25 protein-coding genes are annotated in these 25,477 nt (G+C 63.2%); 10 read left to right on the forward strand and 15 right to left on the reverse strand.

All coding sequences use genetic code 11. From position 1 onward, the window contains the following. The first annotated feature begins 15 nt into the window (after positions 1 to 15). Positions 16 to 1,197, forward strand: a complete 1,182-nt coding sequence (locus tag AB3N21_RS19530) for a cytochrome P450 (protein WP_367936779.1) — start codon at positions 16 to 18, stop codon at positions 1,195 to 1,197. Between the two features lie 140 nt (positions 1,198 to 1,337). Here AB3N21_RS19530 and AB3N21_RS19535 read toward each other — a convergent pair whose 3' ends face one another. Next, a complete protein-coding gene (locus AB3N21_RS19535; protein WP_367936780.1) occupies positions 1,338 to 1,805 on the reverse strand; it encodes an Lrp/AsnC family transcriptional regulator in 468 nt (155 codons plus the stop codon). 148 nt (positions 1,806 to 1,953) lie between these two features. Between AB3N21_RS19535 and cobA the strand changes: the two genes are divergently transcribed. From cobA to AB3N21_RS19565, 6 genes are all read left to right on the forward strand, one after another. Further along, complete coding sequence (gene cobA / locus AB3N21_RS19540) at positions 1,954 to 2,730, forward strand: uroporphyrinogen-III C-methyltransferase (protein WP_367936781.1); 777 nt, start codon at positions 1,954 to 1,956, stop codon at positions 2,728 to 2,730. Then, entirely contained in the window at positions 2,730 to 3,044 is a 315-nt protein-coding gene (locus AB3N21_RS19545) for a DUF2849 domain-containing protein (RefSeq protein WP_171179341.1), read from the forward strand. Before cobA ends, AB3N21_RS19545 begins: the two co-directional genes overlap by 1 nt. A gap of 60 nt (positions 3,045 to 3,104) precedes the next feature. After that, positions 3,105 to 4,769, forward strand: coding sequence for a nitrite/sulfite reductase (locus tag AB3N21_RS19550; RefSeq protein WP_367936782.1), 1,665 nt, complete (start codon positions 3,105 to 3,107; stop codon positions 4,767 to 4,769). Next, a complete protein-coding gene (locus tag AB3N21_RS19555) occupies positions 4,759 to 5,520 on the forward strand; it encodes a phosphoadenylyl-sulfate reductase (RefSeq protein WP_367936783.1) in 762 nt (253 codons plus the stop codon). Before AB3N21_RS19550 ends, AB3N21_RS19555 begins: the two co-directional genes overlap by 11 nt. Beyond that, positions 5,517 to 5,924 carry a DUF934 domain-containing protein gene (locus tag AB3N21_RS19560; protein ID WP_367936784.1) on the forward strand — a complete coding sequence of 136 codons (408 nt, stop codon included), beginning with the start codon at positions 5,517 to 5,519 and terminating at the stop codon, positions 5,922 to 5,924. The genes AB3N21_RS19555 and AB3N21_RS19560 overlap by 4 nt, the downstream gene beginning before the upstream one ends. 107 nt (positions 5,925 to 6,031) lie before the next feature. Then, positions 6,032 to 6,865, forward strand: a complete 834-nt coding sequence (locus AB3N21_RS19565; protein WP_367936785.1) for a ferredoxin--NADP reductase — start codon at positions 6,032 to 6,034, stop codon at positions 6,863 to 6,865. On the opposite strand, the gene AB3N21_RS19570 is transcribed toward AB3N21_RS19565, so the two are convergent. Then, positions 6,862 to 7,785: a LysR family transcriptional regulator gene (locus AB3N21_RS19570; protein WP_367936786.1), complete on the reverse strand. Its 924-nt coding sequence runs from the start codon at positions 7,783 to 7,785 to the stop codon at positions 6,862 to 6,864. The genes AB3N21_RS19565 and AB3N21_RS19570 overlap by 4 nt on opposite strands. Before the next feature lie 366 nt (positions 7,786 to 8,151). Here AB3N21_RS19570 and infC point away from each other — a divergent pair, with 366 nt between their 5' ends. Further along, positions 8,152 to 8,700 (forward strand): translation initiation factor IF-3, encoded by a 549-nt coding sequence (gene infC / locus AB3N21_RS19575; protein WP_171179491.1) that lies wholly within the window; start codon positions 8,152 to 8,154, stop codon positions 8,698 to 8,700. Positions 8,701 to 8,782: 82 nt separating this feature from the next. Here infC and AB3N21_RS19580 read toward each other — a convergent pair whose 3' ends face one another. From AB3N21_RS19580 to AB3N21_RS19595, 4 genes are all read right to left on the reverse strand, one after another. After that, the gene (locus AB3N21_RS19580) at positions 8,783 to 9,271 is read right to left on the reverse strand and encodes a GNAT family N-acetyltransferase (RefSeq protein ID WP_367936787.1); all 489 of its coding nucleotides are present in this window, start codon (positions 9,269 to 9,271) and stop codon (positions 8,783 to 8,785) included. A gap of 168 nt (positions 9,272 to 9,439) precedes the next feature. Beyond that, positions 9,440 to 11,092, reverse strand: a complete 1,653-nt coding sequence (locus AB3N21_RS19585; RefSeq protein ID WP_367936788.1) for a sulfatase-like hydrolase/transferase — start codon at positions 11,090 to 11,092, stop codon at positions 9,440 to 9,442. Between the two features lie 228 nt (positions 11,093 to 11,320). Then, positions 11,321 to 12,562: an AGE family epimerase/isomerase gene (locus AB3N21_RS19590; RefSeq protein ID WP_367936789.1), complete on the reverse strand. Its 1,242-nt coding sequence runs from the start codon at positions 12,560 to 12,562 to the stop codon at positions 11,321 to 11,323. Between the two features lie 282 nt (positions 12,563 to 12,844). Further along, positions 12,845 to 13,123, reverse strand: coding sequence for a winged helix-turn-helix transcriptional regulator (locus AB3N21_RS19595; RefSeq protein ID WP_367936790.1), 279 nt, complete (start codon positions 13,121 to 13,123; stop codon positions 12,845 to 12,847). Positions 13,124 to 13,248: 125 nt separating this feature from the next. Between AB3N21_RS19595 and AB3N21_RS19600 the strand changes: the two genes are divergently transcribed. Then, complete coding sequence (locus AB3N21_RS19600) at positions 13,249 to 13,947, forward strand: glutathione S-transferase family protein (RefSeq protein ID WP_367936791.1); 699 nt, start codon at positions 13,249 to 13,251, stop codon at positions 13,945 to 13,947. 47 nt (positions 13,948 to 13,994) lie between these two features. Here AB3N21_RS19600 and glnT read toward each other — a convergent pair whose 3' ends face one another. The 5 genes from glnT to AB3N21_RS19625 all read right to left on the reverse strand — a co-directional run bounded on the left by glnT (position 13,995) and on the right by AB3N21_RS19625 (position 19,092). Beyond that, positions 13,995 to 15,323, reverse strand: a complete 1,329-nt coding sequence (gene glnT / locus AB3N21_RS19605) for a type III glutamate--ammonia ligase (protein ID WP_367936792.1) — start codon at positions 15,321 to 15,323, stop codon at positions 13,995 to 13,997. Positions 15,324 to 15,394: 71 nt separating this feature from the next. After that, on the reverse strand, positions 15,395 to 16,735 hold the full coding sequence (locus AB3N21_RS19610) for an FMN-binding glutamate synthase family protein (RefSeq protein ID WP_367936844.1): 1,341 nt from the start codon (positions 16,733 to 16,735) through the stop codon (positions 15,395 to 15,397). A gap of 13 nt (positions 16,736 to 16,748) precedes the next feature. After that, a complete protein-coding gene (locus AB3N21_RS19615) occupies positions 16,749 to 17,426 on the reverse strand; it encodes a protein GlxC (protein ID WP_367936793.1) in 678 nt (225 codons plus the stop codon). Position 17,427: 1 nt separating this feature from the next. Continuing rightward, positions 17,428 to 18,354 carry a glutamine amidotransferase family protein gene (locus AB3N21_RS19620; RefSeq protein WP_367936794.1) on the reverse strand — a complete coding sequence of 309 codons (927 nt, stop codon included), beginning with the start codon at positions 18,352 to 18,354 and terminating at the stop codon, positions 17,428 to 17,430. Positions 18,355 to 18,468: 114 nt separating this feature from the next. After that, positions 18,469 to 19,092, reverse strand: coding sequence for a helix-turn-helix domain-containing protein (locus AB3N21_RS19625; RefSeq protein ID WP_367936795.1), 624 nt, complete (start codon positions 19,090 to 19,092; stop codon positions 18,469 to 18,471). 165 nt (positions 19,093 to 19,257) lie between these two features. Between AB3N21_RS19625 and AB3N21_RS19630 the strand changes: the two genes are divergently transcribed. Then, positions 19,258 to 20,253 (forward strand): GlxA family transcriptional regulator, encoded by a 996-nt coding sequence (locus AB3N21_RS19630; protein WP_367936796.1) that lies wholly within the window; start codon positions 19,258 to 19,260, stop codon positions 20,251 to 20,253. 11 nt (positions 20,254 to 20,264) lie between these two features. On the opposite strand, the gene AB3N21_RS19635 is transcribed toward AB3N21_RS19630, so the two are convergent. Genes AB3N21_RS19635 through AB3N21_RS19650 form a run of 4 tightly spaced genes read right to left on the reverse strand, consistent with a single transcriptional unit; the run spans position 20,265 to position 25,319 of the window. Next, entirely contained in the window at positions 20,265 to 20,825 is a 561-nt protein-coding gene (locus AB3N21_RS19635; protein WP_367936797.1) for a sarcosine oxidase subunit gamma, read from the reverse strand. Beyond that, complete coding sequence (locus tag AB3N21_RS19640; RefSeq protein ID WP_367936798.1) at positions 20,818 to 23,772, reverse strand: sarcosine oxidase subunit alpha family protein; 2,955 nt, start codon at positions 23,770 to 23,772, stop codon at positions 20,818 to 20,820. The genes AB3N21_RS19635 and AB3N21_RS19640 overlap by 8 nt, the downstream gene beginning before the upstream one ends. Continuing rightward, positions 23,769 to 24,056: a sarcosine oxidase subunit delta gene (locus tag AB3N21_RS19645; protein WP_367936799.1), complete on the reverse strand. Its 288-nt coding sequence runs from the start codon at positions 24,054 to 24,056 to the stop codon at positions 23,769 to 23,771. The genes AB3N21_RS19640 and AB3N21_RS19645 overlap by 4 nt, the downstream gene beginning before the upstream one ends. A gap of 12 nt (positions 24,057 to 24,068) precedes the next feature. Further along, positions 24,069 to 25,319 carry a sarcosine oxidase subunit beta family protein gene (locus tag AB3N21_RS19650; protein WP_367936845.1) on the reverse strand — a complete coding sequence of 417 codons (1,251 nt, stop codon included), beginning with the start codon at positions 25,317 to 25,319 and terminating at the stop codon, positions 24,069 to 24,071. Between the last annotated feature and the right edge of the window lie 158 nt (positions 25,320 to 25,477).

Below are 25,477 nucleotides of genomic sequence, written 5' to 3' on the forward strand. Positions count from 1 at the left end.
GCAAGTCTGCGCCGGATGAAGAGAGTGCGCCAAGACCCGACCGAGCCCGGTTTTGTCCAAGACCCCTACCCGTTCTACGCCAGCGCCCGGGCCGAGGGCGATCTGTTGTTCTGGGACGAATACGACATGCCCGCCGCCTTCACCCATGAGGCAGTGCATGCCCTGTTCCGTGACCGCCGCTTTGGCCGCGAGGTGCCGCCTGAGATGGCGACCGAAGGCCCGGCTCATCTCGCCCCCTGGCTGGCGGTCGAGGCGCATTCGCTGCTCGAGGCCGAGCCACCCCGCCACACCCGCCTGCGCGCGCTGGTGCTGCGCGCCTTCACCTCGCGGGCGATTTCGGCGCTGGCGCCGGATATCGAAACCCTGTGCCACCAGTTGATCGACACCTTTCCCGAGGGTCAGTTCGACCTGCTCGACGCCTATTGTACGCAGGTGCCGGTGATCACCATCTGCCGCCTGCTGGGCGTACCCGAGGCGATGGCACCGCAGTTGCTGGACTGGTCGCACGCCATGGTCGCGATGTATCAGGCCAACCGGACGCGCGAGACCGAACATGCCGCCGCCCGTGCCTCGGAAGCGTTCACCGCTTTCCTGCGCGACTATGTGGAACAGCGGCGAAGCGATCCGCACGACGACCTGATCACCCGGCTTATCGCGGCAGAGGAAGAAGGCGAACGCCTATCGGGTGACGAGTTGATCGCCACCTGCATCCTTCTGCTGAACGCGGGGCATGAGGCGACCGTGCATGCCATTGGCAACGGAGTGAAAACCCTGCTTGAAACTGGCACCAAGCCGGGCGCCCTGCGGCCCGGGACGATCGACAGCACGGTCGAGGAAATCCTCCGCCACGACCCGCCGCTGCACATGTTCACACGCTACGCTTATGAGGAGGTCGAGGCCTGTGGCCATGCCTTCTGGCGCGGCGACCAGGTGGCACTGCTGCTCGGCGCGGCAAACCGCGATCCGGCGATCTGGACCGACCCCGAGACCTTCGATCCCACGCGTCCCATCCAGACCAATGCGGCCTTCGGAGGCGGCCTGCATTTCTGCGTCGGCGCCCCGCTGGCGCGGCTGGAAATGCGCATCGCGCTGCCGATCCTGTTTGAGCGCTGCCCCAACCTGCGGCTGACCGAGCCACCCGAATACTCCAACACCTACCATTTCCACGTGCTGACCCGCCTGGTGGCCGAGCGCTGAGCCTTCTATCGCGCGATGCGCGATGCCTCCGGCGGGGATATTTATGAACAGAAGAAGAGCTCGGGCGCGCTCAATCCTTCTTCTGTTTGAAAATATCCCGGGGGAATCGCGCACAGCGCGATGGGGGCAGCGCCCCCTGCTCAGGCCGACAGGGGCAGCATGGTAGTGGACTTGATCTCTTCCATCGACAAGAGCGCGGTCACGTTATGCACCCGCACTTCCGAGATCAATGCCTGGTAGAAGGCGTCATAGGCGCGGGCGTTTTTTACCCGTACTTTCAGGATGTAATCGATGTCGCCGGCCAGCCGGTGCGCTTCCTGCACTTCGGGCCGGTCGCGTAGCGCCTGCAGGAAGCGTTTCTGCCATTCCGCCTCATGTTCCGAGGTGCGGATGAGGACGAAGAAACAGGCCTCGAACCCCAGCGCCTCGGCGTCCAGCAGCACCGTCTGCTGGCCGATCACCCCGGCGCCGCGCAGTTTGCGGATGCGATTCCAGACGGGCGTCTTGGAACTGCCCACGCGGCTGGCGATTTCGTCCAGCGACTGACTGGCGTCGCGCTGCAGCTCGGCCAGAATTTTCCGATCCGTGTCGTCTATCCGCACCGACATTCCTGATTTTCCCTTCTTTCCAAACCGGCGTTCCGATCATCCATCAAATCGAAACGAGCGTCCTTATTTATCCGCCCATATGGCGATTAACCGGGAATATTTCCTATATTGCAGGTCAAGTCAAACAGGACCGCAGAGACGTAATTCGATGCATGACGCCAACACATACCGGATCAAGGGCCATGTCGACTTTGTCGGCGCGGGCCCGGGCGATCCCGAGCTTCTGACGCTCAAGGCGCTGCGTGCGTTTGAGCGCGCGGATGTTGTGCTGCACGACCGGCTGATCAGCGACGCGGTGCTGGCGCTGGCGGGCAAGACCGCCGCGCTGGTCGATGTGGGCAAGGCCGGGTTCGGGCCGTCCTGGAAGCAGGCAGACATTGACGCCCTGCTGGTGGAGTACGCCCTGGACGGCAAGCGCGTGGTGCGGCTGAAATCCGGCGATCCCACGGTCTTTGGCCGTCTGGACGAGGAAATCGAGGCGGTTGAGGCTGCGGGCATTTCCTGGCGCATCGCACCCGGCATTACCGCCGCGTCCGCCGCGGTTGCCGGGATCGGGCAGAGCCTGACGCGGCGGGAACGCAATTCCTCGGTCCGGTTCCTGACCGGGCATGACATGAAGGGCTTTGCCGACCACGACTGGGCCGCGTTGGCGCGTCCGGGTGAGGTGACCGCCATTTACATGGGCAAGAAATCCGCCCGCTTCGTGCAGGGCCGTCTGATCATGCATGGCGCCGACCGGGCCACGCCGGTGACGCTGGTCGAGAACGCTTCACGCCCCGAACAGCGAGTGCTGGCGACCACGCTCGACACCCTGCCCGCCGATCTGGCCGAGGCCCGCATGGATGGCCCGGCGCTGATGTTTTATGGCCTTGCCCCGCGCGACGCGGCGACGGCCCTGAGTGAATTCAACAAGGAGCTTGCCTGATGGCCCGCGCTTTTACCCCCAAAGTCGTGACCGCCAATGACCTGCTGGACGGCGACGTGATCTATCTGACCGAGGATGACCGCTGGTCGCGGGATCTGGCCGAGGCCGAGCTGATCACCGATGAGGCCCATGCGCAGGTGCGTCTGCTGGATGCCGAGCGGCAGGCAGCCAAGATCGTCGGCGCCTATCTGGCCGACGCGGTGGCCGGTGAGCACGGCCCCGAACCCACCCATTTCAGGGAGGATTTCCGCCGGACTGGTCCGTCCAACTATGCCCACGGCAAACAGGAATCCTCTCCGCAGCCCCGGGTCTGAGACAGATCCTATCTCCCCATCAAGGCCCCGGATCCGGGGCTGCAACAAGGACAGCAAATCATGTATCGCTACTCCGAGTTCGACAAAGCCTTCCTCGCCGAGCGCAACGCGCAGTTCCGCGCCCAGGTCGAGCGCCGCATCGACGGGTCGCTGACCGAGGATGAATTCAAGCCGCTGCGCTTGATGAACGGTCTGTATCTGCAACTGCACGCCTATATGCTGCGGGTTGCGATCCCCTATGGCACGCTTTCGAGCGACCAGATGCGGCAGCTCGCATTGCTGGCCGAGAAGTGGGACAAGGGGTACGGCCATTTCACCACCCGTCAGAACATCCAGTACAACTGGCCGAAACTGCGCGATGTGCCGGATATGCTCGACGCGTTGGCCGAGGTAGGGCTGCACGCCATCCAGACCAGCGGCAACACCATCCGCAACGTGACCGCCGACCATTTCGCCGGTGCCGCCGCGGATGAGGTGGCCGATCCTCGGCCCTATGCGGAACTGCTGCGCCAGTGGTCGACCGATCACCCGGAATTCCAGTTCATGCCGCGCAAGTTCAAGATCGCCATCACCGGGTCCGAGAACGACCGCGCCGTGATCAAGGCGCATGATATCGGTCTGCAACTGGTCAAGCGTGACGGCGTTTTGGGCGCCCGCGTCATCGTCGGTGGCGGTCTGGGCCGCACTCCGATGATCGGCAAGGAACTGTCCGAGTTCGTCGCCTTCGACGATCTGCTGGCCTATCTGGAAGCCACCGTTTCGGTCTGGAACCAGATCGGCCGCCGCGACAACAAGTACAAGGCACGCATCAAGATCACCGTGCACGAGCATGGCATCGACGCCATCCGCGCCAAGGTTAACGAGCGCTTCCTCAAGGTGCGCCCGCAGTTCAAGGGCGCCGATATGGCGCTGCTGGACGAGATCAAGGGGCATTTTGCGCCGCCTGCGTTCCGCGACGGCTCGGTCGCTGCCTTCGAAGGCGCCTATACCAACGATCCGGTGTTCCGCTCGTGGGTCGATACCAATATCGCGCCGCACAAGAAGGCCGATCATGCGATCGTCACGATCTCGATCAAGAAACATGGCAACACGCCGGGCGATGCCACCGCTGAACAGATGCGGGTGATGGCCGATCTGGCGCAGGAGTTTGCCTATGACGAGCTGCGCATCAGCCATGAGCAGAACGTGATCCTGCCGCATGTCCACAAATCGGACCTGCCCGCGATCCATGCCAAGCTGAAAGAGCATGGTCTGGCCACCGCCAATATCGGCCTGATCAGCGACATCATCGCCTGCCCCGGTATGGATTACTGCGCGCTGGCCACGGCCCGTTCGATCCCGGTTGCCGAGCAGATCGCGACCCGGTTCGACGAACTGAAGCTGGAGCATGATATCGGCCACCTGAAGATCAAGATCTCGGGCTGCATCAATGCCTGCGGGCATCACCATGTGGGCCATATCGGCATTCTGGGCCTGGATCGTGCGGGCGTCGAGAACTACCAGATCACGCTGGGCGGTGACGGCACCGAGACCGCCGCCATCGGCGAGCGCGCGGGGCCCGGTTTCTCATATGACGAGATCGTGCCGGCCATCGAGCGTCTGATCTACGCCTATCTCGACCTGCGCACCGATGCGGACGAGACCTTTTTGCAGACCTACCGCCGTCTGGGCATGGCGCCGTTCAAGGCCGCCCTCTACCCCGAGGCTCAGGCAAATGCCGCTTGACGAGATTCAGACCGAGCTGGGTCGGGATCGCAGCGCGCTGACCGAGAAGGTTGCCGCGCTCAACGCTCGGTTCCGCCACCACAGCGCCCATGACGTGATGCATGGGGCGCTGGAGGAGGCCGGGCGGATCGCGCTGGTGTCCAGTTTCGGTGCGGAGTCGGTGGTGCTGCTGCACATGGCGGCGGTGATCGACAAGGCGACCCCAGTGCTGTTCATCGACACCCAGATGCTGTTCACCGAAACGCTGGTCTATCAGCAGGAGGTGAGCGAGCGGCTGGGGCTGCGCAATGTGCAGATCATCCGTGCGGCCGACGAAGATCTTGAGCGCGACGATCCCTATGGCGCGCTGCATCTGCGCGACACCGATGCCTGCTGCGTGCTGCGCAAGACCATTCCTCTGCAGCGGGCGCTGGCGGGCTATGACGGCTGGATCACCGGACGCAAGCGGTTTCAGTCGGGCACTCGTGCGGCGATGGAATTCTTCGAGGTCGAGGACGGCACGGGCCGGATCAAGGTCAACCCGCTGGCCCATTGGGCGCCCGAAGATGTGCGCGCCTATATGGAAGAAAACCGCCTGCCCCGGCATCCACTAGTAGCCAAGGGATATCCTTCGATCGGCTGTGCGCCCTGCACCTCACCGGTGAAGGATGGGGAAGACCCCCGCGCCGGACGCTGGCGCGATGAGAACAAGGAAGAATGCGGCATCCATTTCGTCGATGGCAAGATGGTCCGCGTTGGAGAGAAGCAATGAATGTGATCGTGACTGACGAGGGCTTTGCCCCCGATGACTGGACCGATGGCTTTGTCACCCTAGACGATGCCGCGAACGACGTGGTGGCGCTGGATGTGGGTTCAGACATCGACCCCGACGATCTGGCCGAGCGGCTGGGCGGTGTGAAAATGGTGCGGGTGGATTTCCCGTCCTTTGCCGACGGGCGCGGGTTCACCATCGCCCGCACCCTGCGCCTGAAAGGCTATACCGGCCGCCTGCGCGCCAAGGGTCATGTGCTGGCCGATCAATACGCCATGGCGCGGCGCAGCGGCTTTGACGAGGTCGAGATCGATCAGGCCCTGGCCACCCGTCAGCCCGAGGACCAATGGCTCGCCCGCGCCGACTGGCAGGAGCACAACTATCAGGCCCGCCTGCGCGGCTGAAATCTGGAACCGTTTGTACACCAATGAAACGGGGAGACATTCTCCTTTTCATGACGTATATCAAAGAATATGGAGAGGCGCCGGTTTAGCTGACCGGTATTGACATAATGACTGAGATGAAATCCGTGACCGAAGCAACCGCCGTTAAGGCCCCCGTTCTGCCCGACGCCCAGACCGTCACCGAGGTGAAGCACTGGACCGACCGGCTGTTCTCGTTCCGCGTGACGCGGCCGGCCAGCTTGCGTTTCCGCTCGGGCGAGTTCGTGATGATCGGCCTCTTGGGCGACAACGGCAAGCCGCTGCTGCGCGCCTATTCCATCGCCAGCCCCGCCTGGGACGAAGAGCTGGAGTTCTATTCGATCAAGGTGCAGGACGGCCCGCTGACCTCGAAACTGCAGCACATCAAGCCCGGTGATCAGATCATCCTGCGGCCCAAGCCGGTCGGCACGCTGGTCCACGATGCGCTGCTGCCCGGCAAGCGGCTGTGGTTCTTTGCCACCGGCACCGGGTTTGCCCCGTTCGCCTCGCTGCTGCGCGAGCCGCAGACCTATGAGGATTATGACGAGGTCATCATCACCCATACCTGCCGCGACGTGGCCGAGCTGGATTATGGCCGCGAACTGATCGAGGACATCCGTCAAGACGAGCTGCTGGCCGAGCTAATGGGCGAGGGCTTTGCCGACAAGATCCGCTACTACCCCACCACCACGCGGGAAGTGAGCCCCAAGATGGGCCGGATCACCGAGCTGCTGAAAGACGGCACCGTGTTTGCCGATCTGGGCATCGAAGGCGGCATCGCGCCCGAAACCGACCGCGCCATGGTCTGCGGCAGCCTTGCCTTCAACCACGACATCAAGGCCATTCTCGAAGAGTTCGGGCTGCGCGAGGGCGCCAATTCCGAGCCCAAGGAATTCGTGGTCGAAAAGGCCTTTGTGGGCTAATTCCGTGACGGCGGCTGCGTCAGACGCGCGGCCGCCTCGTTTAATCGTGCCACAAACAGATCGCGCAGGCGGTTCCTGATCCTGCGCAGGACCGGGTCGGCTTCGAGGTCGGCGCGGTGGACAATCCACATCTCGGAACCCGCTTCGGGCTGTGCCGACAACCGGCACAGCGGTTCGAACTCGGCGATCCAGCCGGGCAGAATGGCCATCGCCTGCCCGGATCTGGCGACGTCCAACAGCGCCGTGGATCGGTTGACCACCACATGCGGCGCCCTGCCCTGCAGGACCCGGTCCAGCCAGCGTGTGGCCCCGAAGGCAGGCCGCGTGCTGCCGTATCCGACCCAGATCTGACGGCCCCATGTTTCGGGATCGCGGCATTCGGGGTGCTGCTCCACATATGCCGCCGCGGCGTAGACCAGGCGCGACGCGGTTCCCAGTTTTTCTCCGGACAGTTGGGGTTCGGTCGGAGCGCGGTTGCGTAGCGCGATATCCACCTCGCCCAAAGGCAATGCCGTGTACCGATCCTCGGCCATGAGCTGTAGCGACAGGCCGTCCAGACCGCTGCCCAGCATCCCGATATGCTGCGCGGCATAGCTGAGCATCCACTCTCCCAGCGCGATCCGCACCTGCCGGTGCTGTGGTGCTGACGCAAGGCCGCATGCAAAGCGGCGGAACCCTTCGGCATTGACGAGAAGCGCCTCGGCGGGCTCCAGCAGCTCGCGCCCGGCCTCGGTCAGCTGGTACCCGCGGCGCCCGTGATCGAACAGACGCAGCCCCAGCGACGCTTCGAGCCGCGCGATCATGCGGCCCGCCGTCGGCTGCGAGATATTCAGCCGTTCAGCGGCAGCGCTGAGCGTGCCGAGTTCGGCGACAAGCCTGAACACCGCCAGCGCGGTCCAATCGAGATCCCTGACATTCATTTCTGAACAACAATACACATCATATTCCATTTATGAACATCAGAATCCACCGGATGATTGCTGCACCAACTTCAAGGGTGCAGCATGATCCGAGCCATTCTCAGAATTCTGCGCAACCGCAGGCAGAGGCGAAATAGGTCCACAATCCTGTGGTTGCCCCGGTCCAGAGACGACTGGCCGGAATGGCTGCGCCGCGATCTGGGCCCGGGCGACCCCTCTCGCCGTGGCCCGCCCTGCTGAATCGGGACCGGCGGCGGAGGTTTGCACAAATATCATTGCAATACGGGGATGATGCGGGTTGAAACGCCAATCGCCCCGGTCTATTTTCCAGCCTCGAAATTCTGCAATCACCAAAGGAATGAACCCATAGCCCGCAGACCCCACAACGCGCCGCCGCAACGCGACACCGGCCCGCGCGTCAACGACAAGATCCGTGCCCCAGAAATCCGCCTGATCGGCGCCGATGGAGAAAATGTCGGGGTGGTTCATCCCGCCAAGGCCATGCAGATGGCGGATGACGCAGGTCTGGACCTTGTGGAGATCTCTCCCAACGCCAATCCGCCGGTCTGCAAGATCATGGATTTCGGCAAGTACAAGTACGAACAGCAGAAACGCGAAAGCGAGGCGCGCAAGAAGCAGAAGATCATCGAGGTGAAAGAGGTCAAGTTCCGGCCCAACACCGACACCCATGATTACGATGTGAAAATGCGCAACGTGTTCAAGTTCCTTGAAAACGGCGACAAGGTGAAGGTGACCCTGCGGTTTCGTGGCCGCGAGATGGCGCACCAGAACCTGGGCCGCGAACTGCTGGAGCGGGTGGCCGAGGACGTCAAGGACATCGGCAAGATCGAGAACATGCCGAAGATGGAAGGCCGTCAGATGATTATGATGATCGGCCCGCTGCCGCAGAAGTAACGCCGGAACAATCCGTACAATTCGTCCCGTCAGAGAGCCTCTGGCGGGGCTTTTTTATGGGCAGTCGCGCCCCTACCCGGTCTCAGAGCCGCTTGAAGTAGCGCGCAACGGGCCAGCGTTCGTATCCCGACGCCTCGTATGCGCGCCGGGCCGGGGCGTGGCCTGTGTCGCCGACGGTTTCGACCATGATCATCTGCATCCCGGCCTCTCGGGTTTTGGCCTCGGCATGGTCCATCAATTGCCGCCCGATTCCCCGACCCTGAAAGTCCGGATCGACCGCAACGATATGGATCTCGCCCATCTGGTCCTCGGGGTGCAGCCTGAGCCCGACGAAGCCTGCGAGTTTGTGGTCCACGAGGGCCACCCAGCACTCGGTTTCCGGCTCGTTCAGAAGCGCACGGACCTCTTTCGCCTGTCTCTCCTCCCACCCGTCCGGATAGAACGCATCATAGACGAAACGCGGCACTTCGTTTTGGGTCTTGGCGAATACCGGCGCCCATGCGCGCAGACTGAGGCGGACCACCTCGTCGTGATGGTCCGGAGTGAGGGGTGTGATCTCAGCCTTCGCCATGGGGGTCCTTTTGGGGGCGGTTTTGCCGGGGCGCACAGATCCGGACGGGCACCCCGTTTTTCATCACAGCTATGAAAGTCTGCCGGGTGCAGAGGTGTCAATCTGATGTCCACGTGACGATCATGACGCGGGTGCCGCGAGCCTATGACTAGAGACCCTGTTACCCGTTCAGCGGCGCGTGACCGTTTTCTCGATCACCTCAGAGGGCAACTCGCGTTCGTCATAGACCCCGACGAAAATGCCCACCTGTTCGGCCCCCCTGTGCCGCATGTCCAGCAGGCTCTGGTTTCCGACAGTAGTGCGCTGGGAGGGTCGGCGCGCCCATTGTGACAGGCGGTTCCGAAACATGCCCACGATGTCCTGATGGGCGGGGCTTGCCCCCAGATCGTTCAGCTCATCCGGGTCGTTTTCCAGATCGAAAAGCAGCGGGCGGAAACCGCCATCGGCGTGGACGAACTTCCACCGCTTGTCGGCCAGCATGAACAGCCGTGCGGCCCGCGGGTCGAGGTCCAGCGCAGCGGCGGCGGGCGTACCGGAATAGTCGTATTCGCTGACCACATAGTCCCGCCAACTGTCCGGTGCGTCTCCGTGAAGAAACGGCAGCAGCGAGCGGCCCTCGATCACGTGGTCGGGCACCTCGCCCACCAGATCGACGAATGTGGCCGCCAGATCAATGCTTTCGACCAGCGCGTCACAGACCGTGCCGCGCGTCGCGTCAGCCTCGGCCGAGGGGTCATAGACGATCAGCGGTACCCGGACCGAGGGGTCGTGGAACAGATCCTTTTCGCCCAGCCAGTGATCGCCCAGGTAATCGCCATGGTCCGAAGTCACGACGATCATCGTATCTTCCATATGCCCGGATTCTTCCAGCCATTGGAACAGGCGGCCCATCTGGTCGTCGGCCTGCTTGATCAGCCCCATATAGGCGGGGATGACCTTTTCGCGCACCCCGGGTTTCGAGAAGGTCCGGCCGATCCCGCTCTGCATGAACTGTTCGTAGACGGGATGCGTATCCACCAGTTCGCCCTCGGACCGTGCCACCGGCAGGATCTGATTTGCCCCATACATGTCGTGATAGGGCGCGGGCACGATATAGGGCCAGTGCGGTTTGATGTAGGACAGGTGGCACATCCAGGGCCCCGCCCCCTTGGCATCCTGCTGCGAGATGAACTCGATCGCCTGACCGGTCAGCCAGGGCGTTTCGCTGTCCTCTTCGGCGATGTCGGCGGGCTTGTCGGCGTTGCGCATGAACCAGCCCGAGGCGACGTTGCCATCCTCATCCAACCCGGCATTGGCATTGTGCTGCCACGGGTTTTCCGCCTCGTACCCCTTGCCCTTGAGGTATTCGTTATAGGGAGAGCGTTTCTTGTCGTAAAAGCCCGCCGGCCCCTCGCCCCACAACCCGTCATCGCGGAGGAATACGTCAAAGCCGCATTCGGCAACCCGCGCGCCGATGATGCCGTCGCGGGAAATGCCCAACCGGTCCATTCCGACCTGATCCACCCGCATATGGGTCTTGCCGATCAGCCAGCTGTCCATACCGCGTTCGCGCAGGTGATCGCCCAGTGTGACCTCTCCGACCTTGAGCGGAAAGTTGTTCCATGCGGCACCGTGGCTGTGCACGTAGCGACCCGTATAGAAGCTCATCCGCGAGGCGCCGCAGATCGGTGACTGAACGTAGCAATGGGAAAACCGCACGCCCCTGGCAGCCAGCGCATCCAGATGCGGCGTGTGCAGGTAGGGATGGCCGGCGCAACTGAGGTAGTCGTACCGCAACTGGTCGAACATGATGAACAGGATGTTGCGGGCTTTGCGGCTCATGCAGGGCTCTCCACTATGCCATGGCGCATCCGGTTGTCGAAGATGGCCGGGGCTTCTGCCGCAAGTTCGGCGCCATTGACGGGACAGTCAAGCGCAACCTTGGTGACATTGTCCGGGCAGATACTGCGCAGTTCCCCTAAAAAGCTGCCACCCCTCGTACGGCACGAACTTCAAAGGCCTACCTGCCCATAGCGGCGCCCTCGCCTCCGCGCTTTTTCGGCGCCGATTTCACGACATGTGTTTCATTGTCTCCGCATACCGGGACAAGCCCGGCTCCAACGGGAACAGGCAGGCCTGCAGGGAATGGTAGATATCGGGCTTTCCGATGAACTGCGTGCTGGTTGGCGTGTCGTCCTCGGCCAGTTCCGGGAACCAGCCGCCGCGCTCGTGGTCGATCAGCAGCCGGTCGGCGAAGGTCCAGAGGCGGCGGTACCATTCCTCATCCTCTGGCTGCCGGTCCAGTTTGATCAGTGAGGCGACCGCCCCGATGGCCTCGGTCACCGGCCACCAGTATCGGGACGCGATGCGGACCTTTCCGTCGAACTCCAACGTGTAGGCAAAGCCGCCGCCGGGTTCGAGCCAGGCATCGCTCAGGGCCTGCTCGATCACGCGCCGCGCCCGGTCCGGGCTGCCATCCTCGGGGCGTCCGTTCAGGTCCCAGTATTGCAGCAACAGCCGCCCAAGCTCGAAGGAATGCCCCGGCGTCGTGCCTGCCGGGCGGAACATCGGATTGCCGGAATAGTCGCGATCGATCTGCCAGTCCTCGGTGTAGTGTTCGGGCAGGCGCCAGTTCTCGGCGGGTGCAACGCGGGTGAGGAAGAAATCGAGGATGCGGCCTGCGCGCTGCAGAAACACCTCCTGCCCCGTCGCCTCAAAGGCGGTCAGCAATGCCTCAACCCCGTGCATGTTGGCGTTCATGCCGCGATAGGTCGAAAACGGTGTCCAGTCCCGGTTGAACTCATCACGGAACAGCCCGGCCTCCTCGTCCCAGAAATGCCGGTCGAGCACCTCGCAGACATCCCCGATCAGCGCATCCGCGTCCGCGTGCCCCGCCTGTCTGGCGCTTGCCCCGGCGAGGAGTACGAACACATGTCCGTAGGCGAGTTTCTTACCCTCGGAAACAGCATCGCCGTCGAGCCCCCAGACATACCCGCCATGCTGGGGATCGCGGTGATGGCTGCGCAGATAGCGCATGCCCTGATCGACGATGTCGTCTGCCCCGGAGACCCCTCGCAAGTGGCCGAGCGCATAGGAGTGGATCAGCCGGGTCGTGGTGTGCAGTTCCTGTACTTCCGTAGGCAGCGGGTTTCCGGCGAGGTCCAAGGTGCAAAACCCCGGGCCGGATTGCAGGCTTGCCCGGAAGAAAGCGAACTGACGGTCCGCGTCCCGTGCAATCCAGGCGCGATGCCCCGCGTCGTCAAGCCAGAAGGCCGGCGCATCGGCAGGGCCCGGAGTGGAGAGTTGTGTCATGTCCCAAATTCCCGATGGTTTCGGTGGTTGTTCATTTAGAGCGAGGGGCACCGCCGCGCCCATACCGGTCACGTGCAAGATCGCGCTCCTGCCCAGCCCGTGCAAGTGGGAAAAGGCATGGTCTGCGCCTGCGGCGATCAGTGCCGCTATCGCTGCTGTTCCCAGGGACACGAACGGCGGATATCCGAACTATGCCAGAAAATCGGGATGAAACAGGACCGTCTGAAAACTGCCGAAGGCGAGGGATAACGGCCACAGGTGCGCGCCGACTGTGCGGCGGCACTAGCCCTCGCCCAGCGCCTTGGCCCAGACCTTGGACACGTTCGACAAGGGACGCAGCGCCTCATACACCTCAAGACCAAGGTCGGTCACCAGGTAGCCATCGCTGCTCTTTCGCACGAATCCCGCAGCCTGCAACTCCTTCAAACGCGCGTTCAGGACGGCGGGTGAGATGGTTTCGCATAAGGACTGCAGCGCCCGGAACGTGCAAGGCCCCTGCTCGCTGAGCGTCCACAAAATCCCCATCACCCAACGGCGGCCCAGAAGGTCAAAGAGGGCCATGATGGGGCTGCCGCTTTGTGAGCCGCGGACTGGCGTGCCCGGTTTTGGAATCTGTGTCACATCCGCCCCTTGCTATGATAATAATAGCGCGCTACTCTTTCCATAGCATAGGGCAGGAGGTGATCATGGCCAAGCCAATTCTGTATTCAGGAACCAAAAACGCCTCAAGCTGGGCGATGCGCGCCTGGCTGGCCCTGCGCGCTGCGGGCTATGAATTCGACGAGGTTGTGGTCGACATCCGGCGGCCCCAGAGGTTCGGCAATCTGGCCCGCATCGGGGCGTTCTCACCGCCCGCCAGCGTGCCCGTTCTCGATACCGGATCGACCGTTATTTTCGATTCAATTGCGATCATGGAATTCGCCAACGACTTTTGCCAGGGCGGCCTGCTGCCGGTGGACGCCGAGGCGCGGGCCCGTGCGCGCTCCCTGGTGGCCTGGCAGCATGCCGGTCTCTCCGGCATATGCGGCCGCATCAGCTTTGAAAGTTCGTTCTACCCGCAGAAACGACGGCTCACGGATGCCGAACAGCGGGAGTGCGACCGGTTGTTTGCCTGCTACGAGGACTGCCTTGACCAAAGCGGCGGTCCGTTTCTGTTCGGGCCGGTGTCCCTCGCGGATTTCATGCACGCGCCCTCTGCGATCCGGCTGTCACGGCACAAGGCGGATACGCGCCAATGGCCCCGGACGGCAGAATGGATGCGCGCGTCGATCGCCCACCCGCTGGTGGCGGAATGGCTGAGCGAGGCCGATCAGCAGCCGCATATCTGGTTTGACGATTATCTGGTCCCCGGCGCAGAGGCTGAGCTTGCAGCTGCACAGGCCTGAACCGGGATGGCACCCGGGCGTATCGCGCAGATCACGCCCGACCCGGATCAAATATCCAGCGTGTGCTCCCTCTCCCAATTGCTGAAATGGGTCACGAACGAGTTCCATTCCTCCATCTTCATCTTGACATAAGAGCCCGAGAACTCCTCGCCCATCAGCGCCTTGAGCTCGGTGTCCCGGTCGAATTCGCGCAGGGCATCGAGCAGGTTGAGGGGGAGTTTGGGTGCATCTCGGACCGTATGGCCCTCGGCATACATGTCGATGTCATAGCGCTTGCCCGGGTCCGCCTTGGTGCGAAGACCGGACAGGCCCGCCGCGATGATGACCGCCTGTAGCAGGTAGGGATTGGTGGCGCCGTCCGCCAGGCGCAGTTCGAACCGGCCCGGGCCCGGAACCCGCACCATATGCGTGCGGTTGTTGCCGGTCCAGGTCACCGTGTTCGGCGCCCAGGTCGCCCCGGACACCGTGCGCGGCGCATTGATCCGTTTGTAGCTGTTCACCGTGGGATTGGTGATGGCCGCGAGGGCAGAGGCGTGTTTCATGATGCCGCCCAGGAAATGCTTGCCGCGCTCGGACAGCCCGACCTCGCCGGTCTGGCCTTCGCCCTCGCCCGCAAACATGTTGGTCGTGGCCTTGTCGCCCGGCGCATCCCAGACCGAGATATGCGCGTGCGCGCCGTTGCCCGTCAGCCCCTCGATGGGTTTCGGCATGAAGGTGGCGCGGAACCCATGTTTCTCGGCAACGGATTTGGCCATGAACTTGAAGAAGCTGTGCCGGTCGGCGGTGACCAGCACATCGGCGAAGTTCCAGTTCATTTCGAACTGGCCATTGGCGTCTTCGTGGTCGTTCTGGTACGGCCCCCACCCCAGTTGCAGCATGTAGTCGCAAATCTCGCGCACAACGTCGTAGCGCCGCATGACCGCCTGCTGATCGTAGCAGGGCTTGACCGCGGTATCGAACGGATCGCTGATCTGGTCACCCTCGGGGGTTAACAGAAAGAACTCAGCCTCGACCCCAGTCTTGACGTGCAGCCCCTCGTCCGCCGCCTCGGCAATCAACCGGCGCAGGACGTTGCGCGGGGCCTGCGCCACGTCTTCGTCTTCCATGACGCAGTTTCCCGCCAGCCAGGCAACCTCGGGCTTCCACGGCAGTTGAATGACCGAGGCCGGGTCGGGCACCGCCAGCATGTCGGGCAGCGCCGGGGTCATGTCAAGCCAGGTGGCAAAGCCCGCAAACCCCGCCCCCTCTTCCTGCATGTCCGCAATGGCCTCGGCCGGAACCAGCTTGGCGCGTTGGCCGCCAAAGAGGTCGGTGAACGAGATCATGAAATACTTGACGCCTTTTTCCTTGGCGAAAGCTGCCAGATCTACCGTCATGGTTGGCTTTCCTTCCCTGTTGGTTAACAAAAAAGGGCGCGGTCCCGTTTTCGGAGCCGCGCCCAATCGGATCAGAACCCGGCCTTGCCCGGGTACCAGTCTGTGCCCGCCAGCGGCACTTTGGCCATGGCGGCGGCCTCGATGGTCAGAGCGCACAGATCCTCGGGTTCGAGGTTGCGCAGGTTGTTATGGCCGCAGGCGCGGGCAATCGTCTGCGCCTCAAGCGTCATCACGTTCAGGTAGTTGCGCAGGCGGCGCCCCGCATCGACCGGGTCGAGCCGCGCCTCAAGCTGGGGGTCCTGAGTGGTGATGCCCGCCGGATCCTGCCCCTCGTGCCAGTCGTCATAGGCGCCGGTGGTGCTGCCCAGCTTGCGGTATTCCTCTTCCCATTTCGGATCGTTGTCTCCGATTGCGACCAGAGCAGCCGTGCCGATGGCGACGGCATCCGCGCCAAGGGCCATGGCCTTGGCCACATCCGCGCCGGTCCGGATGCCGCCGGAAACGATCAGCTGCACCTCGCGATGCATGCCGAGATCCTGCAGCGCCTGCACCGCCGGGCGGATACAGGCCAGCGTCGGGAGACCCACATGTTCGATGAACACGTCCTGGGTTGCGGCGGTGCCGCCCTGCATCCCGTCGAGCACGACCACATCCGCGCCCGCCTTCACGGCCAGCGCGGTGTCGTAATACGGACGGGGGCCGCCGACCTTGACGTAGATCGGCTTTTCCCAGGCGGTGATCTCGCGCAGTTCGAGGATCTTGATCTCAAGATCGTCCGGGCCGGTCCAGTCGGGGTGACGGCAGGCCGAGCGTTGGTCGATCCCCTTGGGCAGGTTGCGCATCTCGGCAACACGGTCCGAGATTTTCTGCCCCAGCAGCATGCCACCGCCGCCTGGCTTGGCACCCTGCCCCACCACGACCTCGATCGCGTCCGCCTTGCGCAGATCGTCCGGGTTCATGCCGTAGCGCGAGGGCAGATACTGATAGACCAGCTTGGTCGAGTGCCCCCTCTCTTCAGGGGTCATGCCGCCGTCGCCGGTGGTGGTCGAGGTGCCGGCGGCAGACGCGCCGCGACCCAGCGCCTCTTTGGCGGGGCCGGACAACGCGCCGAATGACATGCCCGCAATGGTGATAGGGATATCCAGCTCGATGGGCTTTTTGGCAAAGCGCGTGCCCAGCGTCACGTTGGTATCGCAGCGCTCGCGGTAGCCTTCCAACGGATAACGCGAGACAGAGGCGCCAAGAAACAGCAGATCATCGAAATGCGGAACCCGGCGCTTGGCGCCGCCGCCACGGATATCATAGATGCCCGTCGCCGCCGCGCGCCGGATCTCGGCGTTGACCGGGTTCGAGAATGTCGCCGACTGAATCGGTTCCGTCCGGGGGGGACCGTCGTGGGGGATGTCTTTCATGGTCATGGGTCCCTCAATAGGCATTGTCGATCTTGAAGTTGTAGAGCTGCCGGGCCGAGCCGTATCGCTTGAACTCTTCCGGTTTGGCATCGCATCCGCCGCGCGCGAGCAGATCGCGCAGCAGGTCAATATGTTCGGAGCGCATCTCCTTTTCCACGCAATCCGCGCCCAGCGATTTCACCGACCCGCGCACGAACAGGCGCGCCTCGTAAATTGAATCGCCCAGCGCGTCGCCGGCATCGCCGCAGACCACCAGATTGCCGGACTGCGCCATGAAGGCGGACATGTGGCCGACATCGCCATGCACGACGATGTCGATGCCCTTCATCGAGATGCCGCAGCGGGAACTGGCGTTGCCCTTGATGACCAGCGTGCCTCCGTTGCCCGTCGCACCGGCATACTGGCTGGCATCGCCGTCAACGATGACGGTGCCGGACATCATGTTTTCGGCCACGCCCGGCCCTGCCGAGCCATGTATGTGCACGGTGGCCTGCTTGTTCATTCCAGCGCAGTAATACCCGGTCGAGCCTTTCACGTTGACTTCGATGGGGGCGTCCAGTCCCACCGCGATGGCGTGGCTGCCCCGGGGGTTCACCACCTCCCACGCAGTCTGGTTGGTGGTTTCGGCCTGCGCGTGCAGCGAGGCGTTCAGGCCCCGCAGGTCACCGGATTCAAGATCGTAGGTCTGCATGTCAGGCGGCCCTCCGGTCCGGGGTAGACGTCGTGTCGTGGGTCCAGAAATAGACCGTTGCCGGCTCAGGCTCCCACACGCGGGCCTGTTCGATGCCGGGCAGATCGACCAGGGCGCGGTATTCCGATCCGAAGGCCACGTATTGATCGGTTTCCGCCATCACCGCGGGTTTGCAGGCAATGGGATCGCGCACGACACCAAACCCGTCCTTGGTGCCGACGACGAAGTTGAAGAAGCCATCCAGATCGTCGAGCGAATCCGTCAGGGCCTCACCCAGCGTGGCGCCATTCTGCATTTTCCACGTCAGATAGGCAGCGGCCACTTCGGTATCGTTCTCGGTCTCAAACTGCATGCCTTCGCGGATCAGCTTGCGGCGCAGCGAGTTATGGTTGGACAGCGAGCCGTTATGCACGAGGCATTGATCGGGTCCGGTGTTGAACGGATGCGCGCCCAATGTGGTCACGGCGGATTCGGTGGCCATGCGCGTGTGACCGATGCCATGGGTGCCGGTCATTTTCGAGATCTCGAACCTGGCCGCGACATCCTTTGGCAGGCCGACCTCTTTGTAGATTTCCAGCGTATCGCCGACCGACATCACCCGAAGATCGGGCGCCAGCGCGCGCAACGCGGCGCGGGCGGCATCGGCTTGCCCAACCGGGATGGAAAGAACCGCATGGGTATCGCGGCGCGTCAGGGACACGGCTGCACCCAGCGCACCACCCAGTTTTTCCGCCAGCCCGTCAAAGGCGCCGGGGCTGTCCGACTGCACGGTCAGCTTGGACTGTCCCGCGTCATCCGTGCCGTAAACGGCGATCCCGGCGCTATCCGGCCCACGGTCGGACATGGTGATCAGCATGTCCGTGAGCAGGGAACCGAGCTGGGGCTGAAGCGCCTCGTCCTTTAGAAACAGTCCTACGATACCGCACATTTCCTGTAGCTCCGCAAAAATGAGTCCGCCCGTTTCGGGCTTTGCGGCAGGCTAGCATCGAATTCGGAGATTCGCAATCTCAGTAAACTAATATTCCTTTGGGGAAAATTTCAATCAGCTCTTTTGCGGGTAGCTGATCACCGAGAGATACTTGGCCGGCAGTTTCACCAGTGTCTCGGGACCATGCGGCGCGTCCGCGTCGAAGAACAGCGTATCGCCCGGCTTCAGCGCGTATTGCTCATTCCCGTGACGGTAATCGACCTCGCCCTCCAGCATGTAGATCATTTCGATCCCGTCGTGCTGGAAGGTCCGGAACACATCGGCCTGACTGTCCAGAACGATCAGATAAGGCTCGACGATCACACCGCTGGAGTTCGATCCGATGTGCCCCAGCAGATTGTACTGATGGCCGGCCCGGGTGCCCTCGCGATCAATCTCGACCCCCTCGCCGGCCTTTGTGTGCACAGCTTCCCTGCGCTCTTCGAACCCACGAAAGAACGCGGTTAGTGGGACCGAGAGCGCATTCGACAGGGTTTGCAATGTGGTCAGCGACGGCGAGGTATTTCCGTTCTCGATCTTGGACAACATGCCGATTGACAGGTCGGTCACTTTCGACAGCTCGGCCACCGTCATGTTCTGTTTTCTGCGGTAGGCGCGCACCTCGCGGCCGATGGCGACCTCCAGCGTTTTTTCACTGGTATCGCGCAGAACGTGAGGGTCTTGGGACAGCTTCGTCATTGGATCAGAGGTCTGCTTGTTGATCAAAAACGCCGGGGTGGCGTGTTTATTTATAGGAAACATTCAGCACCTTAGATTACAATAGGCAAACACCGTCACGGTCGCGAAAACGCGCACCACACGAAGGTGCGGCCAGCCGCACCTGCCAGTCACGCGCATGGGTTCATGATGAGCACCACCCAGATCGGCTTTCTGATTTTCCCTGGATTTCCAATGGCATGCCTGACATCGGTGATCGAACCGCTGCGGGCGGCGAACGAGATCTCAGATCAGGGTGTTTTTGGCTGGACGCTGATCTCGGAATCCGGCCCCCGGGTCACGTCCAGCGCGGGCGTGGTGTTTAAGGCCGACGCCACGCTGGCAGATGACTGCGCCCTCGATTACCTGCTGCTGCTGTCCGCGCCCTCGATCCGTTTCGCGGACGACAAGACCCCGGCCCTTTTGCGGCGCATCGCTCGCCACGGCGTGATCCCCGGCGCCATCAGCGGTGGAGTGTTCCCGCTTGTACGCAGCGGTGTGGCCAACAGGGCGCCCTTGTCGGTGCATTGGTGCTATGCCGCCGCCTTTGCCTCGGAGTTTCCCGATGTGCCCTTCTCGGACCGGACCATCGAAATCGACCCGCGCTGCGTCACGGCCTCGGGCGCGGCAGCAGCCTTTGATCTGGCCCTGCACCTGATTGACGCAAAGCTGGGTCATGCCATCGCGACCGAGGTCGCCTGCTGGTTCCAGCACCCGATGATGCGCAAGGAAGGGGTGCACCAGATCGTGCCCGCCCCCGGCACCGACGGCGCGAGCACCGATCTGCCGCCCCTGGTGGCCCGGGCCATAGAGCTGTTCACCCGCGATCTGGCCGAGCCGGTGCCGATGGCGGATATCGCGGATGCGCTGGGTATCACCCCCCGGCATCTCGAACGCAGTTTCAAACGCGCCACCGGCCAGAACCCGACCGGGTATTTTCGCCACCTCAGGATGAAAGCCGCCCGTCAGATCGTGATGTATTCCGATGACCGTATGGGTGATGTGGCGGCTGCGGTCGGCTACAGCAGCGTTCAGGCCTTTGCGAAACACTACCGCAACACCTTCGGGCTGAGCCCTCAGGAGGACCGCAAGCGCATCAACCTCTACCGGGTTGAGGGCAATCTGCCGGTTCCCTCCGTTTGAACTGTGCCGTGTCAGTGCGCCGAACGCATGGCCACCAACAGCGCGTGATGCAATGAGCCGGCGGAGGAGCGCGGTCCGTAGACCGAAAAATGCTCCGGTGTCCGGCAGATCAGGAAGCACCCGAGATGGTCAATGGAGGTCCGCACCGCCTCGCCGCCCTTGAAACTGCGCACGTCTGCGGGGCACAGGCGTTCGAATACGTCCGCAAGGCCATCGCCAGCAAGGTCGAACCGGCACCAGGCGTCGGATTGTTCGGTCACACTTGCCACCCCGCCCGCTTGTTGGGCGAGGTCCGACGCCAGCATCTCGTGGGTTTGATAGGGGGCTTCGACCATCCACTGATCGGGGGCCATCCAGAATGCGGCCAGGTCCTTACCCCCGACGCGCGCGGGATCGGGCGCTGCCACCCCGAGAGTTGTGCCCAGCCAGGCCCGGGCCTGTTCTTCCTGCCCCAATCGGGCGGCGACGGAGGCCAGAGCCGTATCGGTAATCTCGCTGAGCGTGATCGGGCCATGGCTGTCCACGCGGGGCTCGGCGGCCCCCAGCGGCGTGATTGCAACAAGGTCATGCACGAAGACGCTCCCCCTCTGGATCGACGAAATGCGCGCTTACCACCTCGACCTCATGATCGATGCCGGTCAGTGGGCTGACCAGCCGGATGATCTCACCGCTCCGCGCGTGGCCAGATTTCAGAAAGCCGATCCCGATGTGGCAACCGAGATTTGGCGAATAGCAGGCCGAGGTGACATAGCCCTGATCATGGGCAGCATCGACCTGTGATCCCTTGGTCATGAGATGCGATCCCGCCGGCACCGGTTTCGAACTGTCCACCGGCTTGAACCCGACCAGCTTCAGGGCGTCATCCTCGTTCAGCCCCTCCCGCTCGGACAGGGTGGAGCCGATGGAGTCCTTCTTCTTGGAGACCATCCGGCCCATGCCCAGATTGAGGGCTGTCGTGGTGCCGTTCAGCTCATTGCCCGCGGCGTGGCCTTTCTCGATCCGCATAACGCCGAGCGCCTCTGTGCCATAAGGCACGACATCGAACTCTTCACCCGCCTCCATCAGCTTGCGGATCATGGCGTCGCCGTAGCGGGTTGGCACGGCGATCTCATAGGCCAACTCTCCCGAGAACGAGATCCGGAACAGCCGCGCCCGCAGGCCGCCGCATACCGTGATCTCGGCGCAGGCCATGAACGGGAACCCTTCGTTCGAGAAGTCGTAATCGTCGTCCACCACCTTGCGCAGCAGCTTGCGGGCATTGGGTCCGGCCACGGCAAACTGTGCCCAGGCTTCGGTCGTTGAAATAAGCTGCACATCCATGTCCGGGAACAGGCATTGGCGCACGAACTCCATGTGGCGATAGACGCCGACGGCGTTGGCGGTTGTGGTGGTCACGACGAAATGGTCGTCGGCCAGACGGGCCGCCGTGCCGTCGTCCATCGCGATGCCATCCTCGCGCAGCATCAGCCCATAGCGGGTCTTGCCGACGGGGAGTTTCGCAAAGCCGTTGCAGTAGATCCTGTTGAGGAAATCCGCCGCATCCGCGCCCTGCACGTCGATCTTGCCCAGCGTGGTCACGTCGCAGACACCAACCGATTTGCGCGTTTGCAGTACCTCGCGGTCGACGCTTTCACGCCAGTGGGTTTCGCCGGGTAGCGGAAACCACTGGGCCCGCAGCCACATGCCGACCTCGACAAAAACCGCGCCCTTCTCTTCGGCCCAGACATGGCTGGGTGTCTTGCGCACGGGGCGAAAATCCTTGTCCCGCGACCGCCCGGCGAACGCGCCTATCGCGGTTGGGGTGTAGGGCGGGCGGAACATGGTGGTGCCGACCTCGGGAATGGATTTGCCCGCCACTTCGGCCATGATCGCAAGCCCGGCCATGTTGGAGGTCTTGCCCTGATCGGTGGCCATGCCCAGCGTGGTGTAGCGTTTCAGATGCTCGACCGAGACGAAATTCTCCTGATGCGCCAGTTTGACATCCTTGGCGGTCACGTCGTTCTGCTGATCGACCCAGGCGCGTTTGGCGTCCTTCACATGCCAGAACGGGGTGAGGTTGACCGGGCCGTCTTCGGCCTCGGGAAGGTCCGGCGCGGGCGCGGACAGACCCAGATGGTCCAGTATTTGACTGGCCGCCTCGGCCCCGGTGTGAAACGCACCATGGGTGGTGAGCGCACCGTTTGCGGCACCCGCAACCGACATATTCGGAGGCAGCGCGCTGCCGGGCACAAAGGCGGCGATATCCGCGTTCCATGCGGGACGCCCGCCCTGATGGCAGGTCAGCGCCACATTCGGATTCCAGCCGCCCGAGACACCCAGCGCGCCGCAGGAAATCCTTCGCTGCCCACCATCCGCCGTGCGGGCTTCGATGCCGGTCAGGCCGAGCCGCCCGGAGGTGTTGGTGATCACGCCGCCCTTGATCACCTCGAAATCGCCGCCATCCGGCGCATCCGGCCGTGTGTCGATCACCGCCGTTACGTTGACACCTTTGGCGCGCAGATCCGTCGCGGTGCGATGCCCGTCATCGTTGTTGGTAAAGATCGCCACATCACGCGCCGGGGTTACTGCCCAGCGGTTGACATAGGATCGAACGGCGCCTGCCAGCATGATCCCGGGCCGGTCGTTGTTTTCAAACGCAATCGGACGCTCGGTCGCGCCTGCGGCCAGCAGCGCATGCTTGGAATAGATGCGCCACAGGATCTGGCGCGGCTTGTCCTTTTCCGGCACCGCCAGATGGTCGCTCACCCGCTCCAGCGCCCCATAGGTGCCATGGTCAAAGGCCCCGAGGATCGTCGTGCGCGGCATGACGCGGACATTCGGCATATCGGCCAGACGGGCAACCGCCTGCGCCGCCCACACGTGACCGGCCATCCCTGCGACCTCATGAGTTTCCGCGTTGAGCCTGCCGCCGAGGGTGAAATCCTCATCCGCCAGGATCACCCGCGCCCCGGCCTCACCAGCGCGCAGGGCCGCCGCAAGACCGGCGGGGCCGCCGCCGATCACCAGCAGATCGCAATGCAGGAAGCCCTTGTCGTAACTGTCCGGATCGGGCTCGAAACTGACCGAGCCCAGACCGGCAGCGCGCCGGATCATCGGCTCATAGAGTTTTTCCCAGAATTTCGCGGGCCACATGAAGGTCTTGTAGTAGAACCCGGCGGCGAAAAAGGGCGACAGCCAGTCGTTGACGCCCAAGGCATCGAAGCGCAGCGACGGCCAGCGGTTTTGCGAATTGGCCACCAGCCCGTCAAACAGCTCGGCCGTGGTGGCGCGGGTGTTGGGCTCCTGCCGGGCGCCCGTGCGCAGCTCGACAATGGCGTTCGGCTCTTCCGATCCGGCGGTCATCGGGCCGCGCGGGCGGTGGTACTTGAACGACCGGCCCATCAGCCGCACGTCATTGGCCAGCAGGGCCGAGGCCAGCGTGTCGCCGGGATGCCCCTGAAACGCCTTGCCGTCGAAGCGGAACGAGAGGGTCCGGGAGCGGTCGATCATCCCGCCCTGCAAACGGTTGGTCTGGGTCATTTTGAACGTCCCTCCCGCCGGGCCACGTCGCGGGCCAGTTCCACTTGCGTGATTGCGTGGGTGACCGTGTCGCGCGTGACCACCAGCCATGAGCGGTCGCCGCCCTCGTGAAACCACAGCTCGCGATGCCCGCCCGATGGGTTGTCGCGCTGATAGCCGTAATCGGTGAATTGCTGCAGCGCGTCCTCGGCCTGCCAGTCGGGCCGGTTGATCAGTGAGGCGCAGCCCATATAGACGAACTCGCCTGCGTCGCGCGGCCCGAGGATGGGATGGTCGATCATCATGCCGGTCTCTCCTCAGTGAAGGTTGGGCTGATTGCCCATGCCTTTTTCGTCGATCATGCAGCCGCGCGCGAAGCGATCGAAACGATAGGCCGTTGCCGTTTCGTGTGGGGTGTCGGTGGCCAGCAGATGCGCATAGGCAAAGCCCGAGGCCGGCGTGGCCTTGAAGCCGCCGTAACACCAGCCGCCATTGAAATAGAGCCCGTCTATATGCGTGCGGTCGATGATCGGCGATCCGTCCATGGACATGTCCATGATGCCGCCCCACATCCGCAAGAGGCGCACGCGGCCCAGCATCGGAAAGATGGCCATGCCGCCTTCGCAGACATCCTCGACCACGGGCAGATTGCCCCGCTGGGCGTAGGAGTTGTAGCCGTCAATGTCTCCGCCGAAGACCAGCCCGCCCTTATCGGACTGGCTGCAATAGAAATGGCCGGCACCGAAGGTGATCACGCCGGGAAGCACCGGCTTCAGCCCTTCGGACACAAATGCTTGCAACACGTGGCTTTCGATGGGCAGGCGCATCCCGGCCTTGGTCATGAGGCGAGAGGAACTGCCCGCAACACAGGCGGCAACCTTTTTGGCGCCGATGAAGCCACGGGTGGTCTCGATGCCCGAGCACGCTCCGTTTTCGATGCGAAAGCCGGTAACCTCGCAATTCTGGATGATATCCACGCCATGCTGATCCGCCGCGCGGGCATAGCCCCAGGCCACGGCGTCATGGCGCACGGTGCCGCCGCGATGCTGGGCGAGGCCGCCCTTGATCGGGAACCGGGCGTTGTTCACGTTCAGAAACGGATAGCGCTGCAGGATCTGCTCGGTACTCAAAAGCTCGGCATCGGCACCGTTCAGGATCATCGCATTGCCCCGGCGGACGAAGGCATCGCGCTGCGCGTCGGAATGGATCAGATTCAGGATCCCCCGCTGACTGACCATCGCGTTGTAGTTCAGATCCTGCTCCAGCCCCTCCCAGAGCTTGAGAGAGAACTCGTAAAACGGCTCGTTCCCGTCCAGCAGGTAGTTTGACCGGATGATCGTCGTGTTCCGCCCCACATTGCCGCCGCCGATCCAGCCCTTTTCGACCACTGCGATGCGGGACTGCCGATATTGCTTGGCCAGATAGTAGGCCGTCGCCAGCCCGTGGCCGCCCCCGCCGATGATCACGTAATCATAGTTTGACTTCGGCTCGGCATCCCGCCATGCAGGGCCCCAGCCACGATGCCCGGTGAGCGCTTCTTTGATGACCTTGAAACCTGAGTATCGCATCGAATCGGACTCCATTTGGCGCAGTATTGCCGCCTATTGGATCGAAATCGCTACCATATCGGACCTGTTTTGGATCAAATCGGACCTGAGGTATCGGGATGCCCGCCATGGAAAGCCGCAAACAGGACAAGAGGGTTTTTGGGTTTAGCTCCGGGTAA

Source organism: Ruegeria sp., assembly GCF_040830605.1.
Classification (GTDB): domain Bacteria; phylum Pseudomonadota; class Alphaproteobacteria; order Rhodobacterales; family Rhodobacteraceae; genus Ruegeria.

Bases quoted from the DNA above. Each gene is read 5' to 3' on its own strand.
- AB3N21_RS19530 (WP_367936779.1), top strand. From the start codon at position 16: ATGAAGAGAGTGCGCCAAGACCCGACCGAGCCCGGTTTTGTCCAAGAC.
- AB3N21_RS19535 (WP_367936780.1), bottom strand. From the start codon at position 1,805: ATGTCGGTGCGGATAGACGACACGGATCGGAAAATTCTGGCCGAGCTG.
- cobA (WP_367936781.1), top strand. From the start codon at position 1,954: ATGCATGACGCCAACACATACCGGATCAAGGGCCATGTCGACTTTGTC.
- AB3N21_RS19545 (WP_171179341.1), top strand. From the start codon at position 2,730: ATGGCCCGCGCTTTTACCCCCAAAGTCGTGACCGCCAATGACCTGCTG.
- AB3N21_RS19550 (WP_367936782.1), top strand. From the start codon at position 3,105: ATGTATCGCTACTCCGAGTTCGACAAAGCCTTCCTCGCCGAGCGCAAC.
- AB3N21_RS19555 (WP_367936783.1), top strand. From the start codon at position 4,759: ATGCCGCTTGACGAGATTCAGACCGAGCTGGGTCGGGATCGCAGCGCG.
- AB3N21_RS19560 (WP_367936784.1), top strand. From the start codon at position 5,517: ATGAATGTGATCGTGACTGACGAGGGCTTTGCCCCCGATGACTGGACC.
- AB3N21_RS19565 (WP_367936785.1), top strand. From the start codon at position 6,032: ATGACTGAGATGAAATCCGTGACCGAAGCAACCGCCGTTAAGGCCCCC.
- AB3N21_RS19570 (WP_367936786.1), bottom strand. From the start codon at position 7,785: ATGAATGTCAGGGATCTCGATTGGACCGCGCTGGCGGTGTTCAGGCTT.
- AB3N21_RS19580 (WP_367936787.1), bottom strand. From the start codon at position 9,271: ATGGCGAAGGCTGAGATCACACCCCTCACTCCGGACCATCACGACGAG.
- AB3N21_RS19585 (WP_367936788.1), bottom strand. From the start codon at position 11,092: ATGAGCCGCAAAGCCCGCAACATCCTGTTCATCATGTTCGACCAGTTG.
- AB3N21_RS19590 (WP_367936789.1), bottom strand. From the start codon at position 12,562: ATGACACAACTCTCCACTCCGGGCCCTGCCGATGCGCCGGCCTTCTGG.
- AB3N21_RS19595 (WP_367936790.1), bottom strand. From the start codon at position 13,123: ATGGCCCTCTTTGACCTTCTGGGCCGCCGTTGGGTGATGGGGATTTTG.
- AB3N21_RS19600 (WP_367936791.1), top strand. From the start codon at position 13,249: ATGGCCAAGCCAATTCTGTATTCAGGAACCAAAAACGCCTCAAGCTGG.
- glnT (WP_367936792.1), bottom strand. From the start codon at position 15,323: ATGACGGTAGATCTGGCAGCTTTCGCCAAGGAAAAAGGCGTCAAGTAT.
- AB3N21_RS19610 (WP_367936844.1), bottom strand. From the start codon at position 16,735: ATGAAAGACATCCCCCACGACGGTCCCCCCCGGACGGAACCGATTCAG.
- AB3N21_RS19615 (WP_367936793.1), bottom strand. From the start codon at position 17,426: ATGCAGACCTACGATCTTGAATCCGGTGACCTGCGGGGCCTGAACGCC.
- AB3N21_RS19620 (WP_367936794.1), bottom strand. From the start codon at position 18,354: ATGTGCGGTATCGTAGGACTGTTTCTAAAGGACGAGGCGCTTCAGCCC.
- AB3N21_RS19625 (WP_367936795.1), bottom strand. From the start codon at position 19,092: ATGACGAAGCTGTCCCAAGACCCTCACGTTCTGCGCGATACCAGTGAA.
- AB3N21_RS19630 (WP_367936796.1), top strand. From the start codon at position 19,258: ATGATGAGCACCACCCAGATCGGCTTTCTGATTTTCCCTGGATTTCCA.
- AB3N21_RS19640 (WP_367936798.1), bottom strand. From the start codon at position 23,772: ATGACCCAGACCAACCGTTTGCAGGGCGGGATGATCGACCGCTCCCGG.
- AB3N21_RS19645 (WP_367936799.1), bottom strand. From the start codon at position 24,056: ATGATGATCGACCATCCCATCCTCGGGCCGCGCGACGCAGGCGAGTTC.
- AB3N21_RS19650 (WP_367936845.1), bottom strand. From the start codon at position 25,319: ATGCGATACTCAGGTTTCAAGGTCATCAAAGAAGCGCTCACCGGGCAT.